The sequence below is a fragment of the Limosilactobacillus secundus genome, from assembly GCF_020784695.1.
Taxonomy (GTDB): domain Bacteria; phylum Bacillota; class Bacilli; order Lactobacillales; family Lactobacillaceae; genus Limosilactobacillus; species Limosilactobacillus reuteri_F.
On sequence record NZ_JAJGUA010000026.1, the window covers coordinates 21,202 to 39,106 of the forward strand.

A 17,905-nucleotide genomic window follows, 5' to 3' on the forward strand; every position below is an offset into this window, starting at 1 on the left:
TTTAAATTATTTTCGCGCGTATTGACGATGTGCCGGCGCTTTATAGTTTTGCATAAATGCCAAAATCTGGTTAAACCGGTCACTAAAACAGATACTATTCAAATAAGGGTCTTCTACAAAGCCAGCCTTATTCATTTGCTTAAATAGATCTTTTAACGAATCATAAAAGCCATTAAAGTTGTAAAAAGCAACTGGCTTATGATTGTCTCCCACCGTTGTCCATGAAGCAGCTTCGGTAATTTCCTCTAACGTTCCAAAGCCACCAGGGAAAGCTAATAATCCATCCGCAAGATCCATCATTGTTTGCTTGCGAATATCCATATTAGGAACAATTCTTACATCCGTTAATTCGTCATAAAGAGCTCCACGTTCAGCTAATTCCGCAGTAATTACCCCATGAACAACGCCTCCATTTTGGAGGACCGTCCGAGCAAGGGCGCCCATCAAGCCAAACGCACCCGCACCATAAACCAATTCAATATCGTGTTGAACTAGCCATTTACCAAATCGTTGTGCTTCATGATTAAATGCTGGATTATTACCATCACGGGCACCACAATAGACTGCAATTCGTTTAATCATACAACTACTCTCCTTTAATATTTTTTAGAGAATCTAATTGATGCTTAATTGTTGCTGCTGCACTCTTAATCTCCTCTTCCTCCAATGGGTAAAGTTTTAAGAGAAGAAAGTTGCCAATTCCTTGCCGACCAATTAACGCTGGAAAACTGATGTAAGTTGAATACTGCGGCTGATAAATTGCAACCGGCAACGCTAATTGTTCATCTGCAAAAATTGCTGTAATAATTCGTAGAGTCCAGGCAGTAACAGCACTAACATTATACCCTAACCCATCAAGAGTGTACCAATTACTAAGGTTCGCCTTAATTTTAAGCTGACTTTGATCTAGGTGGTGGCCATTGATTGCCGCAGTTAAGGGTTGTCCATTCACGCGAACAGTTGACCAAGCAAAGACTTGATGACCATCATGCTGACCATAGACAAAGCCAGTTACATTAGCAGCGGCGACCTTTGCAGTTTCTGCAATCGCTCGATAAAGGCGAGCGGTTTCAACAACTGTGCCAATCCCAATTACTTGTTTTTGCGGTAAACCAACTTTTTGCTGGAGAACAGCAGTAATTGCCTCATTAGGATTAGTAAGGTTAATGAGGACCCCACTAAAATCACTCTTAAAAATCTTATTACCAACTTGTAAGGCCTGCCGATAACTGGTCTCAAGCTCAGCCATTGGTTGTTGCTTCATCAAAGCACTCTTTCCAAAGGCTGTAATAAGAACATCCGCATCGGCTAAGGCAGCATAATCTTGAATAATTATTTTTGTATGGGTCGCCAAAACCGTTTGCGCATCATTTAAATCGGCCTGAATTGCAATTGCTAGTTGATCTTTCTCGTCAATCAAAACTAATTCGTCAACTTTTCCGTTCATTACCAACTGGTTGGCTAACGTTTCACCCACATGGCCGAGCCCAATAATTCCAATCTTTCTCATTTTTAGCGCTTCTTTCTATTTCCCGGGAAATAACGAAAGTGAAGATAAGGTTATTGCCCTACTTTAAAAATATAGAGACTAGGAAATAATCTCCTCAGTCTCTTTACTTTTCCTGAAAATCCTGAACTTCTGGAAAATCACTAAGAATTACATCACGGGCACCCTTTGAGAAATCAAAAGTTGCTTGAGCATTATAGCTTTCTTGATGATCTCCTACATGTAATACTACTTGCGTTGGTTGTAAATCTACTTGAACGCCTAACTCAATGGCAGCTTTGACCAATTGTTGAACATCGTCTGAATAAACATCGCTAATTGCTTGTAGAGGATGTTGAAAATTAATATTTTTTGTATAACGATCATTAGCAATCTTCAATCCAAACGATAATAAGTCACCATTTTCAAGTTGATCTGCTAATTGACCGCTCAGAGTTAGTGAAGGGTCATCTACTCGTCGTTGAACAAACTTCAAAGCAAGCTGGTATTCTCGCGGAGCATTAAACTCAACAATAAAGTTTTGCAATTCTGCAATTAACTGCAGCGCTTCTTCATGCATCCACGGTAATTGTTCTTTCGGTTTTTGTAAGGCCACTTCATTATTCCGCTTTTTCGCTTCCACTAAGCGTTCTTCTAAGTTATCAGGTAATGGTGAAAGAATACTATTTAAAAGCATTAATTCAAGGAAGTTAATCGTATCATCACTAATTCCTGTTCGCGACAACGGGTCAAGGTCAAAATTACGAAACTCAAGATAATCAATACCTTCTTGCAAAGCACCATCAATGTCATGCATATCATGGTTATGCCGTCGTAATCGTACTGGGCCAAAGAATTCCTTCATACTATAGTAAGTGCCATTATCTATGAAGTGCTTTAGTTCTGCAAAATGCTGGTCATATGAAGTGTAGGTAACTTGCTCATTGGTAAAATTGTCATCCCCATAATCACTACAACGCAAACTACGAACTGGCAACTTCAAATCCTCAGGAATACTATGTGGCATATCTTCAGAAACTGGACTCGCTCCATATAAGTAGGTAAATAACCATTGATAAAGGTAAAATTTTTGTGCCAATTTAAAGTAAAGATGATTTTGAAAATCAATGTGGTTTGGATATCGATCTGCATAAAAGCGGTGATAAATCTCATTGATTAATTCACCATCTAAACTAAAATTAACATGAACATCCCCCAAGATTTCTTGAACAATGCCGTATTTTTTGCCGAGATAATCATGAGTCTGTTGGTCCCATTTCTTTGTAAATGCAGTTTGTAAATACTCAAGATCATGCTGATAAGTCGGTCCCGGTGCCATACTTAGCGGCCATAACCGTTCATCATTTCGTAAATGTGAGATAACAATCTGCTCTAACATTTTTAGTTGCCGAACTGCATTCTTAGCTCCAACAACCGGACCCGTTTCAAAGTCCATCATGTCATCCGTATAGCCTGAGTTCAAATAAATATTATATTGCCGTGAACGCAGATTTTCAGGATATGGATAACGACTTGCCCGCCCATTGGTCAAAATGCGGTGCTTTTTTGCCTCTAAACCAAACTGTGAAGAAAAAAGTTTGGCATTTAATGACGGTTCTTTTAAAGCTGCTTTAAGTTGATCATAATCGGTTCCCATCCAAGAATCCCTCCAATCAATCATTTTAATTTTATTCAAATTCAACCATAACACTTTTGGAACATAATAGACAATAATAACTTAATTATTTCACTGGATAATCACTTCAAAATCGATTAACGCTTTCTGTCCTTAATTATACCAATCTCCGCCACCAAGGAACAAAAAATTGCTGATACACTTTATTCTTACCAAAGAAATGATTAATTCCTTTATTTTTACACTGATGTTCTTTTAATGAATTGACATAGTCAGCATAAACTTTTATTCGCTGCGAATCTGGAACCCCACGCCAGGCTATAACATCCTGCATATTTTTTACTAAGTCAGCATAATTACCGCTATCATCATAATCAACAGGTGCTTGCCAATATTTTTTAGCAACCTTTCGAAGCTGACTATCGGTTGGTTGAGTAATATCAAGACGTTGATGAGTATGTCGATATTTACCAGTTACATAATACTCTCCATAGGGAATCCCATAGTTAAAAGATTCTGTATCAGCAATTTGCCGTAATTGATTGGTCGAATAATTAGTCGGGTCCGTATCAATTCTTCCTTGTTCATCAACATGGTAAACATTCCATTGACTAACAAACTTTCCTGTTTCGATATCAACAATAAATTCAATCATTCGGGCTGGATTAGCATACCGACGATACGAATTACGAATTAATTGAACCTTCATATTAGAGGGGTAAGCAAATTTATGATGATAACGATTATGGTAATTAGCACCAGTCTTAAAGTCTAATTTAAAGTGATTATCGTGGGCATAGGAAAGCAATCGTTGAAAATCTGTCGCTTCTGGTGAAAGAGAAGGACATTGATATCGACGAATAAAAGCGATGTTTTGCCGATCAAGATAACTGCGAAATAAATGAATTTTGCGTCCTAACAAATCTGCTTTCAGCCCTTTCTTCCCTGAATAAGCCGTCACAACTAAATCACGAAAATAAGGATAGAAAAAACTGGTGGGGGTTAACTGAGGTGAAAATTGATATCCAGTTGGTGAAAATTGAAGAAATCCATAGTTATCAATATAAGCTTGTAAATGGTGATTAATCATTAAATCAAGCTGTTCACGAGCGTTGAGACCGCTTTGTTTCAAGGTTCTTATATAGTTAACGGAACCAATTTGATTTGGTTTTATCATGTTATTTGTCATAAATATTGTTTAACGGTTCATGAACCATCGTAACATGCTCGCGCTCGGCCTCCATAAAATGATCACCAACAGATTCAAAACTATATTTTTTGTAAAAGTCCTCAACGTAGGCTTGGGCATGAATAATTATTTTATATTGGGGGAAATTCTCTTCAATTCCGCTTAATAAATGTTCAATAATCTTTCCACCTAAACCAATACCACGTGCTTGTGGAGCTACAACTACGCGACCAAAAGTTACAACATCATTCTGAATAAAATAACGTGCATAAGCAACTACTTCACTATTAGCAGTCGCAAAAACATGGTGCGCAAGTGGGTCGCTATCGTCTGGATCAGGATAGGAACTCTGTTGTTCTCCATTAAAAACTTGTGCTCGTAACTTAAGAATGGCAAAAAGTTCATTAACTGTTAGTTCAGTAAATTGTTTATCAGACCATTGCATAATTTATTCCTCCTATAATTTTATATATTATACAAAAACTAGTAAGTTAGCATAATTTTCCCCCAAAACAATTTTATTATTAAATTTATGGAATATAATAAAGGTAAGGATTTATTTGTGAAGGGAGCGTTTAATAATGGATAATTTTTCACCTAATCGTCGAAACGTTGTTGATATTACCGACTTAAATAAGTTTTTAACAAAAATGTATGGTTTAATGACCCTGGCAGTATTGCTTTCTGCCTTAACCGCTTGGCTCGTAATGACTGTTTTCGTTCAGCAATTTACTGCTTTTATGGTCAATAACCGCTGGGGAATGTGGTTAATTATCCTCTTACCAATTATCCTAACGTTTGGGATCAATTTTAATGCTACTCGTAGTCCTGGCCTTTGTCTGTTCCTATTAATTTTAACAGCGATCGTCTACGGAATTACTTTTGCTTTTATTGCAGGCGCTTATGCTGGCACTGATATTGCAACGGCTTTTGTTTCCTCAGCGGGTGTATTCTTAACAATGGCGATTATTGGTACTTTCTCTCACCGTGATTTTACTCGCCTTGGTTCTTATGCTAGTGCAGCCTTAATTGGCTTGATTATCGCTATGCTGGTTAACTTTTTTGTGCAAAGTCCAATAATTAATTATCTGCTTTCAATCGTTGCGGTAATAATTTTTACGGCATTAACAGCTTGGGATGCGCAACGAATGAAAAATATCTATACCGAATGTAATGGTCAAGTATCATCCAATGGGCTAGCTGTCCTTGGTGCATTGCAGCTTTACCTTGATTTTATTAATCTCTTTATTAGTTTCTTAGATATTTTTGGCTCAAGTAATGAAAGATAAAAATATTAAAAATCATGAAATCAAATACAAATATTCACCACTTATCCTATAAACTATCACTCTTAGCAATTTCATTATTTATAATGATGTCGGCGGTAATTTCGCCCGCACTTCCTTTAATGATGCATGCATTTCCTACAATTAATCATGTAAATATTGAATTGCTCACTACTATTCCTAATTTTGGCATGATTTTTGGATTATTAATCAGTCCTTTTCTCAATAGGAAATGGTCCCAAAAAAGGATTATCCTTATTAGTTTGCTTACTGTTGGAATTGCTGGTACTCTTCCGGCTATCTTAAATAATTATCTGCTAATTTTAATTTCGCGAATCTTTTTAGGAATTGGAATTGGGAGCTATAATTCGTTAGCCGTGAGCTTAATTCCACAATTATATACTGGCAATCAGCATGAATTGAATCGAATGATTGGTTTTCAAAATATTATGAACAACTTAGGTTACGTTATCGGTTCATTGGCAATCTGTTATTTAGTCACTTTATCCTGGCATGCTGTCTTTCTTGTTTATATTATTGCGATTCCAGTTTTACTAGCATTCAAAATCTGGGTACAATTACCAAAGTCTCCTAAAAGAGCAACAAATAACTCCCTATCATTTCATGATTTAACCAAATTAGTCCAACCAGTTATTGTCTGGATTAGTATCATGGTATTACTAATTTATATTTTTTACATGGCCCTTGCTTACAAACTACCGACATTGATTGTCGATGCCGGTTTGGGGAATGAAAGTACTGCTTCCCTCTTACTGGCCCTTCTTGCCGCCATTGGTATTCCAATTAGCGCTGCCTTTGATTGGCTTGAACAACGGCTTCATCAATTTGTATTTCCCCTTTGTTTAGCATTTAATGCTGGCGGCTTCTTCTTGATTAGTACAGCTCACCATTTCTGGATATTAGTAACCGGGTGTATGATTCTTGGAAGTGGTTTTGGCCTGGTAATGCCGTTTGTTTTCAAATGGGTTGATAACGTTAGCGATAAAAATGCCGTTAATTTTTCGACAACCATTGTCTTAATCATGATGGATATCGGATGTGCGATTTCTCCACTGGCAATTGCTCTTATTGATCGTACTGCAAGAGGAGCGTTATTCTCATCTGCTATTTTCTTCACATTATTAACAATTTATGGCTTACTTAAGAGCCTAAAACACACTTTTATTAAATAACAAAAATGGTCAGTGAAAAATGCTAGTTTTTTCCTGACCGTTTTTTCTTAGTATACCTTTTCCAAACTAATGCCTCTTTAATACATGGATAGTGACGAATAAGGATTAAAGTATAGGTAGCAGTTGTGACCGTAAGTAATAGCCAAATTACCCAACCATTATCTGGCAAAAATTTAAAACGTTCTCGTAAAACCTCATCTAATAATTCAAATAATAGCCCTTTAAAAGTCATCTTTAATCCTAAGAGGTGATCCGTTGCAATTTCAACCATAAATACAAGGACAAATCCATATAAATAGGCCCAACCACGCCGATATTTAAATATATGGTTACCGTATTTATCTTTTTTCGCTGTTTTTACAATGCGAACACTAAATGTTTGAAACCAGCCAAGCATAATCCCAATTAAAATTAGAACAATCATAACTAGCAAATGCCATTCCTGTTGCTCCGTAAAGATCGAAATAATGGTCATGACTAATGCATAAATCGGAATAATAATAAAACTAGTCTTAGTCACAGTCTCTAATTGAAATGTTCCTTTAATGAAATTATATAAAATCAATAAGCAAAAAATTATTAAGAGAATCATTAAACATTCCTCCTTATATAAATATAAGATAGATTTTAATAACTCTCCACTATTACACTTTTAATAAAGTGAAAGAATTTTTTCATAAAAACCTAACGACCAATAATTTAAGGAATCTTACCATCTGTTGCAAATTTTTGACCATTTATTATATATATAATAAATGTAATGGCAAATCTAATATACTTAGATTAGAAAGGAAGTGGGAACTATGAAAGTAAACTGTCATATCGACCCTAATATTGAAGAGGAACACCTCGATTTATTTGTCCGTGAAATGAATCCCCAAATTAGTAACCTCTTAAAAAGTTTTACAAGTACCGAACCAGTATTATGGTGTTATGACGTAGGCCAAATTATCCCCATTAAATTCTCGGATATCTTTGAATTAACTGTCGCTAAGACTGGTACTAAAATTTCAACAAAAGATCATACTTACTTTTATCGTGAACGGTTATCCCATTTCAGAAGCAATCTTCCAAATGACTTTATTGAAGCATCTGGCAGCACTGTTTTTAATTACCATTACCTTGATCACCTTGAATTATTAGATAATGGATTAATAGCTGCAATTTTAACGAATGGTAACCATATTCAGATTTCACGACGAAAAATCAAAAATTTGAAAACGAGGTTAGGACTATGAAAAAATATATCAAATATACTATCGGTTTCTCAGCGATCGGGGTTCTACTTGGTCTAGCGATCTCTTTAGTTTTCAACTATCTTAATGGCAGTACCACTTACTACCCCTCATCCCCTAATTTTGTTAACCAATTCGCCCATCCCCTTAACAGTGTAACTGTTTCTGTTATTTTATGGATGCTAATTGGCTGTGTTTTTGGGTTCGGTAGTTTAATTTTTGAATTAAAAAATTGGTCACTGCTAAAGAAAACGATCATTAATTTTTGTGCTTACTATGCAGGCTTTGCGCCATTAGCAATCCTATGCGGTTGGTTCCCACTGACTTGGATTAATTTTGCTATTTTCACACTTATCTTTATTGTAATTTATGCCATAATTTGGCTTCTTAATTGGTACTCGATAAAAAAAGAAATTCGCTCAATTAATCAACAAATCAAAAAATAGATTTTTACTCACATTTGATTGTAATAAGCCTGGACCAATTCAACAAAGTTATTAATATTATAAGTAGTTCCAAATAGCTTACGAGCCGATGTCGACCAATAAGAGATTGGGTCTTCGTGATCAGTTCCACCAAGATAACTTGAAATCATTGCATGTGTCCAAACAGTTCCACCGCCATCTTTGGTTCCTTCAGTCACGGGTAAATTATTCTGTTTTAAAATATAAGCTGTATAGTAAGCAGCGTTGCCAAGTTGGTTTGCAAAAGAAGCTGCAGTATATTCATGAGGCATTTCAAACTGGACAAAGTATGGATTAGCATTTGGTCCTGCACCTTCTGCCATATATTTTGTATCAGCGATATTCAAAATTTGCTGATTATCAATAAATGTATGAACAAACACTCTAGTTGAACTATAATATTGCTTCATATAAGCTACTTCACTACTAATCGTTGAATTTTCATTCCCAGTATCGTGAATTACGACCCCACGAGGATTTCCTGATGAAGTACTATACCCGCGTTGTTCAAATATACTTGAAATTTGTTTAGTAACTTTAGCGTGTGGAAGACCAGATTGAGCAAGGTAATTATTAATTTCGTTGTTCATTTGCAACTCAATATCGGCGACCCGAACAAAATAATTTTTTCCATTATAGTTAATCCGTGCGTAAGTATCATCGTTATCATTAGAAGTCAAATAGTAGCGATTGACCTTAACTAATGCTTGATCAGGGAGATTGACACGTCGAATTGCAGAAAGTGAATTATATACTTTTGCACCACTGTTTAACGCGGCCGTTTCACTAACAGCATACGAATTACTGATCTCCTTTGTATGATGAGAATAAACCCAACTCCCACCGATTATTGCTGCTGCGATTATAATAAGTGATAGATATATTAAATTTTGTTTTTTCTCTCTCTTTGCCATACTAGTTATTGTAACGAATAAATTTGAATTTTGTAGGAAAAAACTAATTATTTATAAGTAAAGTTAAAAATCCCTTGCCATCATCAATACTGAAAGCAAGGGATCATTTTTAATTACCAACCATTTTAAATGTCGTTCCATCATTATTCATACTAGCATTGATAAATACACGCTTAGCATTTTACTAGTATTATTGTTTTTTCTTTGCTGCAACCGCATTATTATTAGGAGTAAGGGCCTTCCTTATCCCAAAGCTATTTCCTTGTTGCCATGGGTTGGACTCCCAACTTCTTATTAAAGGATTCAAGTATATTCTTTGCTTCTTCCTTAACAAATTCAGTTTTCCATCATTAATAATCTCTTTTTACGTTCTAAGCCACCACTATAACCCGTTAACTTTCCATTTTGTCCTAAAACACGATGACATGGGATAAAGAGTAAGATTGGATTTTTTCCAACAGCATTCCCTACTGCTCGTGGACTAGTATTGAGACTCTTAGCCAGTTGTCCATAAGTTGTCGTTTCCCCATAAGGAATCTTTCTTAATTGTTGCCATACTTTCTGTTGAAAATCAGTACCAATTAAATGGAACTTAGGAAACGTTGAAGGAACATTTCCCAGGAAATAATCGTCTAACCATTTAATAGCAATTTTGATTACGGGGCTATCAGAAGTAGAACTATCTTTTCCCGCCTGCTCACCAAACTTTACACTAGTAATACCAAACTCATCTGCTTGAAGCTTGATAGTTCCTAAAGGTGAAGAATAATTAACAGTAATAATCATTTTATTCCTAATTAAAATGTAAAATTTCATCTACGGGACGACGCTCTGAATGATAGCTATTAATTGTCGTGTCAGCTTGATAACCAAGTGAAATTCCAACAATGAATCGCTCATCTTCTGGTACACCTAAAGTTTGGTGAAGAATTGTTGGGAAGCGGACACTATTATAAGTTGGAATCGTTCCCAAGCCATAAGCAGTTGCGGCTAACATGATATTTTCTGCAAATAAACCAGCATCAAAAATTGACCAATCTGGTGAGGCTTTCGGAATGGTAATGTACAGAATGACTGGTGAATTATATAAAGTATTACTAGCATTCGTCATGTTTTCATGTGCTACATCAAAATTAGCAAAGTGATGAACAATCCCAGAACGCCACTGTTTCATGTTAGCTTGAGTTTGCGGATCCCAATCTTCACGACTCATCACTGGCAAATCGGAATTTCCTTGTTTACCGGCAATATCTTGTTCATGATAAGCATCTTTTATTTTTTGTAACGTCTCGCCCATTGCACAATATACTTGCCACGGTTGCGAATTTACCCATGATGGAGCACGTTGAGCTAATTCAACAATTTTGGTGATCGTCTTTTTTTCGACTGGTTTATCTGTAAATTGACGAATTGAATGACGTTGATTAATTGCATCTTGTAATTCCATTAGATGATCCCTCCTAAATTACAATAAGTTTCTTACTAAAGTCTAGCACGAAATTATGATTAAAGGATCAAATTAGTACCTATCTTTACTTTTTCGTCGTCGCACTGCTTCACGAATCTTAGGATAACGAATCATTAAACAAGCACCATAAGTAAAACTAGTTGCGACATTCAAGACCCACACAAACCAAGAATTATGCCCTCCGAAAAAGGCAATTACAGATAGATCTTTAAGAACTTCTTCAAATAATTCGCTGGAAATTTCTTCCGCATTAATATGGGCCCCATAAAATACTTCAACGCTGATTCCAATTGCAAATGAAACAAGCCAGCCCACAAGATACGGCCAATTTCTCTTAACCTTCAAAATCGGTCGCTGATGGGAATCTAGTTTGTTGGTATCCTTGATTTGCGTCTGACTAGCTTGAAGAAAACCAATTGAACCTCCGAGGATTAAAAGAATAATTGTAAGGCCAAATGCTGTTAAAGATCTAACGTTTTCTAAGCTCAAGACCATCATAATCGCAGAATAAATAGGAAGAATTACCAACTCAAACCGCGTTACCTTTTCATATTCAAATGTTCCTTTAATGAATTTATAGATTAATAGAATTACAAATATTGTCATTTATAATACCCTAACTTTTAAGTTTGTATTTGTATTGTACTATATGACAAATACTAAAAAAATCTCTTCAAACTTACATAGAAGAGATTTTTTAGTATTTATGGTAATAGCCCTGCAACCTTATCGCCTAACGTTGGATAAATTGCCATCACTTTTTGGCGATACTCATCCCCGCTAATCTTTAGACCAATAATTGGCAAAAAGTTATTAATATCATCAGCCGCATAATCGCCAACTTCACTTGCTCCTACTAGTTGTTGATCTTTAAAGACTAAAGTAAGGGTACTAGCTTGATCATTTTGACCAGCGTAAAGACTACTGTATTTCAGCGCAACTGTCTTCACTTGATACTGTGAGTCGTCAGCAACATCATCGGGATTAACACCGGCGCGAGCTACTTCTGGGAATGTAAAAGCCGCTTGTCCAATTGTTGGATAAACAATATCTTGATCTGTTTTACCAGTTAAGTAGTCAAAAAGATATTGACCTTCAAATTCAGCAACCGGTGTTAATTTAGGTTGTTTCCGATTAACAACATCCCCAATTGCGTACACACCGTCAACCGTTGTCATTAAGTGACCGTCGACATTAATACCATGACGATTATATTCAATATCAGTATTTTCAAGCGCTAATTTTTCGATATTTGGATGACGACCAGTTGCATCAAGAACATAGTCAGTCTGTATTTCGTCCTGATCAGTCGTAACAAGCAACCCATCTTTCCCTTGACTTACTTTTTGGGTATCAGTATTAAAACTGAATTTTATTCCTCGTTGTTTCATCGCACTAACTAACATTTTATCTTCTGCCTTGGTAAATTCACGGAGAACACGATCGGAATGAACAACGATTGTTACTTCAGCGCCGGTAGCTGCTACAAGGGTTGCTAACTCTAGGCCCACAAAGCCAGCACCGATTATCGTAATTCGCTGGGGAAGTTCTTTTAATGAAAGCAGATCATAACTGGTATGAAGATATTCTTTACCGGGAATAGCCAGAATATTTGGCGTTTGACCTGTCACAATGATAATATTATCAGCCTGGTATTGGTGACCGTTTACAGTAATAGTATGGTTATTAACGAAACTTGCATACCCATCTTCAACATCGTGGGTCTTTTCAATAGTTGCACGAGTTTCAGCTGGCCATGGATCAAAACGATTAAGCTTTGTCCGCATCAACTCTTCCCAGTTTAATTTTGCTGGCTGACTAATTCCTCGTCCAAGAAGTTGTTGAGATTGAAGGACGGTCCGAACAGCTCCTTCTAGAAAAATCTTCGGCTCACATCCGTAATTAGGACAGGTTCCTCCGTATTCGAAACCCTCAATTACTAAAACTTTGCGATCAGTTTTAGCTAGGAGATTAGACATCTTATAAGCTGCAGGCCCAGACCCAATTAAAATATCATCGTACTTTTTCATGCTTATCCCTCCAGATTCTTCCATTATTGAATCAAGTGTAACTTAAATGATGGATAAGGTACAAAAAGTTTGCTTTGTAGTAAAAAATATTAACCAAAAATCTATTAATACTAATTCTTCTTTGTTCTAAGCGGAGATTCAAAGTAAGGAAGGCTAAATTTTTTGGTGCAAAAATAGATTATTTACGTATATATTCTTTTAGAAGCAAAAATTCTTAAGGAGTAAATTCATGAATAATCTATCACGCGAAGAACAAATTGCCTTAATCTATGACAAGTGGCAAAAGATGACAATTACTAGTGATCCAATGTTTGGACTAGTAATGCAAAATAAAGAAATATGCTTAGAGTTAATTAATAGGGCTCTGCCAAACCTTAAAGCAAAAGAGATTATCCAGTTAGACACCCAAAAAGATATTAGTATCGTTGGTGCCCATCGCGTTCGCTTTGATGTCTATGTCCGTGATGATAAAAATAATATCATTGTCATTGAGATGCAAGTTAATAACCAAAATAACTTACCAGCACGGTTGCGTTACTATCAAGAACAGGTTGATCATGGGCTATTAAGACCCGGAGACGATTATTCAGTACTCAAAGACTACCCTACTTATGTTATTATGTTCTGCAATTTTGATTATTTTAAGCAGGGATGGGCACGATATGAATTTAATCTTACTTGCACTAGAGACCATAACCTGAAATTTGGTGATAATCGGACTGTCGTTATTTTTAATGCCCTTGCTAAAAAATTTGATAAAAGTGATGAACCAATTAAGAGTTTCCTTGCTTTAATGAGTAATCAAGGCGACAATAAGGGTAGATTTATTGCTCAAATTCAAGATGAAATTGATAAAGTCAAACAAGATCCAGAAAGGAGAAATGGCTTTATGAAGTACGAATTAAATTTAATGGACGCTAAAAGGGAAGCACGAGAAGAAGGGATGGCAAAAGCAAAAAGGGAAGACATAAAAAAGCTAATTGACTCTCTTTATGAACTCAATATTAAACCAGCGATCGTTAAACAAAAGGTCATTGAAAAATATAATTTAACTGATGATGAATATGATAAGTTTCTCGGATAATAAAAAGAGTGTGTACAAATTAACTTTTTGTATAGCACTCTTGTTTTATTGATGTGTCCGATATCCAGCTGCTTGGGCATCAACTAATGAATCGAAATAAACCAGATTTTCAGGAACAATTCCAGGATCTGGATATTGCCCTGGCAAGTAACAATACATTGTAGAACTATCTTTCCCTTTGTCCTTAGATTCTTTTGTCGACTTTTTCTTCTTATCTAATTCTTTGGTTGCTTTAGCGACTGAATCCTCGTGAGTTTTCTGTGCCTGATTATGGTTACTAATAAACCATCCACCACCAACTAGTAATAGGGCAACTACTATTTATAGCCATGGGCGGCAGTAAAATGGTTTCTAATGTTGTTTCCTGTTCATAACTAACCTCCCTTATATCTGGACTTTCTATTTTGTATCAATTATTTTCTGCTTTTATTATATAGAATTCATATGTGAACAAGATACTGCATTTACAAAAAATTAATGCGGTTAATTAATTTTAAGAAGATTAGTTATAGGATATTCATAATATTAAAAGCCAAGCAACAACCACCTTCTCTAAAGAATTTAGTAATTACTTGGCTTTTTATCAAAATTTATTCCATTGCGGGGAGATCAGTCTCTGTTCTTTACCTATTTCTAGGTAAGTAAGCTCCATTTTAGCTATTTACTGTTATTACCCATCAAGATTCTCGAAATTTTAGATTAACCTAGTCGCTTAACAACGTCATCAATCCCATCTCTTAATTCTTCGCTGAAGCCATTTAAATCTTCATCTGTAATTACTTTCTCTAATATTAACTGCAGTAAAGTTTGAAACACGGATCTCTTCGATACTTCAACCATAACCCCCGGCGATTTTCGATCCGCTTTTATTCGTTTTTCCAGCTTCCAAAATTTATTTGATGGCGAATCATCACTATCTAATATTTTCTTGTATTCCTGATTAAGGCGATTTATATATCTTTCTTGCCATTTTGGGAGCAACTTGTTAAATAATTGCCAATCGCTTTTAGAGATATTATTCATTTCTCCTTACCTCGCTTTTACTTTAATTATATCCAGAAAGATCAATTTAGGAGCAAAAAATTACTTCAAAATGTATAATAAAATCAAAATGTAAAAATAAGGGATCAATCAGCTAAAGAATCCATTTGACCCAAGCTTCGGTACCCCCCTCAAATTATCCTTCCCAACTATCAAAGTGATTTTGAAAGTCCTATTTCAGTTGCCCAAGCAATTGCATATGATGATCCTAATCGAGTAATTTTCATTACGGGTTTACGCGGATCTGGCAAAACTGCTCTCCTGACTCAAATTGAGCAATAAGTAGTGAAATTGCCTAACACATATGGTGGTTTTGTAAATACTCTGAGAAATTATTAGCTTTAATCGCTACCTACAATTCACGTTCAGAGATGAGGAAGTAATTAAAGTTAAAATGTAGATATAATTTCGTAATTATAGCTCTCAGATAATTTAAATGAGTGCTGTTTTTGTTTAGACTAGCTTGATTAAGAATATGGCAAGCAATTACACTATTGATTATAGTATTTTACACATCAAAAAATTAGTAAGTTTGACCCCACTTCTGACAACTAAATTCTTTTGTTTGATTGCATATCCTCGGTGAGTAAAAAATGGAACAGCCGTTAATGATGCATACGTGGTAATCAAACCTGCACTACTTTTTTCCTCCAAAGCATTACAAATAGCGGTGGCAATTCCTTGGCGTTGAAAATCGGAATGCACAAATAGCCTATCCAAATATCCTGTTTGATCAATATCACCAAATCCCACAATTTGATCATTAACAATAGCCACAATTGCATAATGAGAACTCAGTGAACGATCCCATTTAATCGGATCTTCATTGCCAGTTGCCCAGACATTTAACTGCTGTTCCTTATAATCTGCCTTATTGATTCGGTGAACTGTTTGATAAAACAAAGCAAGAATGTCCATACAATCAGATGTTTGATAACTTCTTAGTTTCACATTTGCTTGTCGATCTGTCATTTTGCTGCCTCCCTTAACACGTTTCTTTTATATAAAACGTTAAATACACGATTACCCTACAAACGCCTACTTGACTATCGAAATAGAACATAGAATACTCGACTAGTTAGTTCAAAATAGAAAGAATCACCATCTTTCAACGTTACATAAAATTCACGTTCAAAGATGGTGAAGTGGTTAATTTAACTATTTAAGGTTGAGTTTTCAATGCAATGATCGCCATTATTATCTCATTGAGGGCTGACAAAGATTTCCGTATATCCGCTACCTTACAAAAATAGTGAGACGAATCATTTAAGTAGCTGGTTTAATTCGTTGATGTCCACAGCATTAAGGTCAATTGCTTCTCCACCTAACCAGTCTAAAAAGTCCGGATCAACTTGCCCTTTTTGGTAATCATCATAATACTGCTCTAAACCACCGACACCACCAATATCTTCAATAATACCGTAACCACGGGCTTTTTGAACATGTGGTAGCTCCTCATTAGTAACTGGTTGAATTTTTTGGACATGAAGTTTAAACTCCCAGCCGTCCCCATAGTCATAATGAATAGTTAATTTATCTTTTTCATTTAATAATGAGACCGTTGCTAGATCAAGCTTAACTTTTGTTATTCCGCCTGGCACAAAATCCTCTGACTGAGTATAAAATTCCTGAGTCTGATCATTAATTGCATCATACAAGTGTCCCAAGTTACCATGAAACATCAAAATCACTGTTTCAACGAGTTCCTCAATTGTACTACTACCCTTAATCACGAACGTACGACTTGCTAGCGGTTTAAAATCAGCTAATTTAGCAGTAATTACATACGCTTGGTCATAGTTTTGCGGATTAATCAATTGACGGTTGCTAACATTCGCCGATATATCTGCTTGTGCTGGAGCTAGTTCGTCAAGCAACTGCTGAATAAGGGAATCTTGATAGTCATCTTCTGGTGTAGCTAATTCCGGTTCTCCATAGATAATATCGTAGCTTGTATCTAGATAGTCTGCAACATCCCTAGCAGCTGATTGGCTCACGATCCCTGTGTGACTTAGAAAAACATAAAAATTGGATAACGTAGCAGAAAGAAGATCCTCATCAATTTGATCTAACGTTCCAGCGAAAAAGATGCTTGGCGCAGTTAGGTTAGTAGTGACCGTGCAAATTTTATTTTTTAACATGAAGTGGTTCAAAAATTGGTCTAAGATACGACGAGCAGTCTTATCATCTCCCATTAACTGACCATCAGCACTGGCGATAAACTGGTCAATCATTTGCTGGTTGTTTTGGCTAATCGCTTGAACTGTTGCTGGATTATCTGCTGAGGCTTTCCCTTCGTCATCCGCCCAAATACGGGGATCTTTAAATTGTGGCTTGATCGTACAATATTTGGATCCCGGTCGTGGAGATTTCACCTTTACCGGATGTTCTTCATTAACCAATTGGCAAAATTGCATTAGAACTTCCTGATCGTTTCCAGATAAAGCTAATAACAAGTAGACAAGATCATTGAAATCCTCAGTTGATGAAAAATCATTATCGTTAAGGCTTTCTTTAAATTCCGCTTGGTGGCTAGCAATTATCTGCAAATAATTTTTAAGTTTTTCGTTTTCAGCAGATGGGATTGGCCGGTATAAATTAAATGAAAAAATATTCTGCATTAACCAAGTACGTTGCGGATCAACCAAAAAAGGCATTTCATTTAGAAAGTTAATGGCAACTTGACTAAACTTACCCTCGCCTAATTTGTCAGTAAAGACTGGCAAACCAGTTTCCTCTTCTACATATAAGTAGTATGTTTTATTATCAATCTTTACCGGACTAAGCTGCCACCGTCGTAAAGGTTTTTGGCTAATCTTACCAGTATTATTATGAGGTAGTCGATCAGCCAGGTCAGGACTATAAAATAACTGTGCCAT

Annotated in this window: 19 protein-coding genes; 5 read left to right on the forward strand and 14 right to left on the reverse strand. The window is 35.9% G+C overall.

Annotated elements, in window-relative coordinates; all coding sequences use genetic code 11:
• Positions 1 to 6: 6 nt before the first annotated feature.
• The 5 genes from LMB57_RS02675 to LMB57_RS02695 all read right to left on the reverse strand — a co-directional run bounded on the left by LMB57_RS02675 (position 7) and on the right by LMB57_RS02695 (position 4,756).
• Positions 7 to 582: an LOG family protein gene (locus LMB57_RS02675; RefSeq protein ID WP_229271835.1), complete on the reverse strand. Its 576-nt coding sequence runs from the start codon at positions 580 to 582 to the stop codon at positions 7 to 9.
• A 4-nt stretch (positions 583 to 586) separates the two neighbouring features.
• A complete protein-coding gene (locus LMB57_RS02680) occupies positions 587 to 1,510 on the reverse strand; it encodes a lactate/malate family dehydrogenase (RefSeq protein WP_229271836.1) in 924 nt (307 codons plus the stop codon).
• Positions 1,511 to 1,613: 103 nt separating this feature from the next.
• Complete coding sequence (locus LMB57_RS02685) at positions 1,614 to 3,167, reverse strand: glutamate--cysteine ligase (RefSeq protein ID WP_229278047.1); 1,554 nt, start codon at positions 3,165 to 3,167, stop codon at positions 1,614 to 1,616.
• 112 nt (positions 3,168 to 3,279) lie between these two features.
• Entirely contained in the window at positions 3,280 to 4,311 is a 1,032-nt protein-coding gene (locus tag LMB57_RS02690; RefSeq protein ID WP_229271838.1) for a DUF3114 domain-containing protein, read from the reverse strand.
• Positions 4,301 to 4,756, reverse strand: a complete 456-nt coding sequence (locus LMB57_RS02695) for a GNAT family N-acetyltransferase (protein WP_229271839.1) — start codon at positions 4,754 to 4,756, stop codon at positions 4,301 to 4,303. The genes LMB57_RS02690 and LMB57_RS02695 overlap by 11 nt, the downstream gene beginning before the upstream one ends.
• A 136-nt stretch (positions 4,757 to 4,892) precedes the next feature.
• Between LMB57_RS02695 and LMB57_RS02700 the strand changes: the two genes are divergently transcribed.
• Positions 4,893 to 5,600 (forward strand): Bax inhibitor-1/YccA family protein, encoded by a 708-nt coding sequence (locus tag LMB57_RS02700; RefSeq protein WP_229271840.1) that lies wholly within the window; start codon positions 4,893 to 4,895, stop codon positions 5,598 to 5,600.
• A gap of 14 nt (positions 5,601 to 5,614) precedes the next feature.
• Complete coding sequence (locus LMB57_RS02705) at positions 5,615 to 6,790, forward strand: MFS transporter (RefSeq protein WP_229271841.1); 1,176 nt, start codon at positions 5,615 to 5,617, stop codon at positions 6,788 to 6,790.
• 22 nt (positions 6,791 to 6,812) lie between these two features.
• Here the strand turns inward: LMB57_RS02705 and LMB57_RS02710 are convergent, their stop codons facing one another.
• A complete protein-coding gene (locus tag LMB57_RS02710; RefSeq protein ID WP_229271842.1) occupies positions 6,813 to 7,382 on the reverse strand; it encodes a hydrophobic protein in 570 nt (189 codons plus the stop codon).
• 211 nt (positions 7,383 to 7,593) lie between these two features.
• Between LMB57_RS02710 and LMB57_RS02715 the strand changes: the two genes are divergently transcribed.
• A complete protein-coding gene (locus tag LMB57_RS02715; protein WP_229271843.1) occupies positions 7,594 to 8,028 on the forward strand; it encodes a LytTR family DNA-binding domain-containing protein in 435 nt (144 codons plus the stop codon).
• The gene (locus LMB57_RS02720) at positions 8,025 to 8,471 is read left to right on the forward strand and encodes a DUF3021 domain-containing protein (protein WP_229271844.1); all 447 of its coding nucleotides are present in this window, start codon (positions 8,025 to 8,027) and stop codon (positions 8,469 to 8,471) included. The genes LMB57_RS02715 and LMB57_RS02720 overlap by 4 nt, the downstream gene beginning before the upstream one ends.
• An 8-nt stretch (positions 8,472 to 8,479) precedes the next feature.
• On the opposite strand, the gene LMB57_RS02725 is transcribed toward LMB57_RS02720, so the two are convergent.
• The 5 genes from LMB57_RS02725 to LMB57_RS02745 all read right to left on the reverse strand — a co-directional run bounded on the left by LMB57_RS02725 (position 8,480) and on the right by LMB57_RS02745 (position 12,901).
• Positions 8,480 to 9,403 carry a peptidoglycan recognition protein family protein gene (locus LMB57_RS02725; RefSeq protein ID WP_229271845.1) on the reverse strand — a complete coding sequence of 308 codons (924 nt, stop codon included), beginning with the start codon at positions 9,401 to 9,403 and terminating at the stop codon, positions 8,480 to 8,482.
• Between the two features lie 336 nt (positions 9,404 to 9,739).
• The gene (locus LMB57_RS02730) at positions 9,740 to 10,189 is read right to left on the reverse strand and encodes a methylated-DNA--[protein]-cysteine S-methyltransferase (RefSeq protein WP_229271846.1); all 450 of its coding nucleotides are present in this window, start codon (positions 10,187 to 10,189) and stop codon (positions 9,740 to 9,742) included.
• A gap of 7 nt (positions 10,190 to 10,196) precedes the next feature.
• Complete coding sequence (locus tag LMB57_RS02735) at positions 10,197 to 10,850, reverse strand: nitroreductase (protein WP_229271847.1); 654 nt, start codon at positions 10,848 to 10,850, stop codon at positions 10,197 to 10,199.
• A gap of 72 nt (positions 10,851 to 10,922) precedes the next feature.
• A complete protein-coding gene (locus LMB57_RS02740) occupies positions 10,923 to 11,477 on the reverse strand; it encodes a hydrophobic protein (RefSeq protein ID WP_229271848.1) in 555 nt (184 codons plus the stop codon).
• A gap of 98 nt (positions 11,478 to 11,575) precedes the next feature.
• Entirely contained in the window at positions 11,576 to 12,901 is a 1,326-nt protein-coding gene (locus LMB57_RS02745) for a dihydrolipoyl dehydrogenase family protein (protein ID WP_229271849.1), read from the reverse strand.
• 229 nt (positions 12,902 to 13,130) lie between these two features.
• Here LMB57_RS02745 and LMB57_RS02750 point away from each other — a divergent pair, with 229 nt between their 5' ends.
• Positions 13,131 to 13,985, forward strand: coding sequence for an Rpn family recombination-promoting nuclease/putative transposase (locus LMB57_RS02750; protein WP_229271850.1), 855 nt, complete (start codon positions 13,131 to 13,133; stop codon positions 13,983 to 13,985).
• Positions 13,986 to 14,684: 699 nt separating this feature from the next.
• On the opposite strand, the gene LMB57_RS02755 is transcribed toward LMB57_RS02750, so the two are convergent.
• The 3 genes from LMB57_RS02755 to LMB57_RS02765 form a co-directional block, all read right to left on the reverse strand.
• Positions 14,685 to 15,008, reverse strand: coding sequence for a multidrug transporter (locus tag LMB57_RS02755; RefSeq protein WP_229271851.1), 324 nt, complete (start codon positions 15,006 to 15,008; stop codon positions 14,685 to 14,687).
• Between the two features lie 516 nt (positions 15,009 to 15,524).
• Positions 15,525 to 15,998 (reverse strand): GNAT family N-acetyltransferase, encoded by a 474-nt coding sequence (locus tag LMB57_RS02760; RefSeq protein ID WP_229271852.1) that lies wholly within the window; start codon positions 15,996 to 15,998, stop codon positions 15,525 to 15,527.
• A gap of 290 nt (positions 15,999 to 16,288) precedes the next feature.
• A complete protein-coding gene (locus LMB57_RS02765) occupies positions 16,289 to 17,905 on the reverse strand; it encodes a plasmid pRiA4b ORF-3 family protein (protein WP_229271853.1) in 1,617 nt (538 codons plus the stop codon).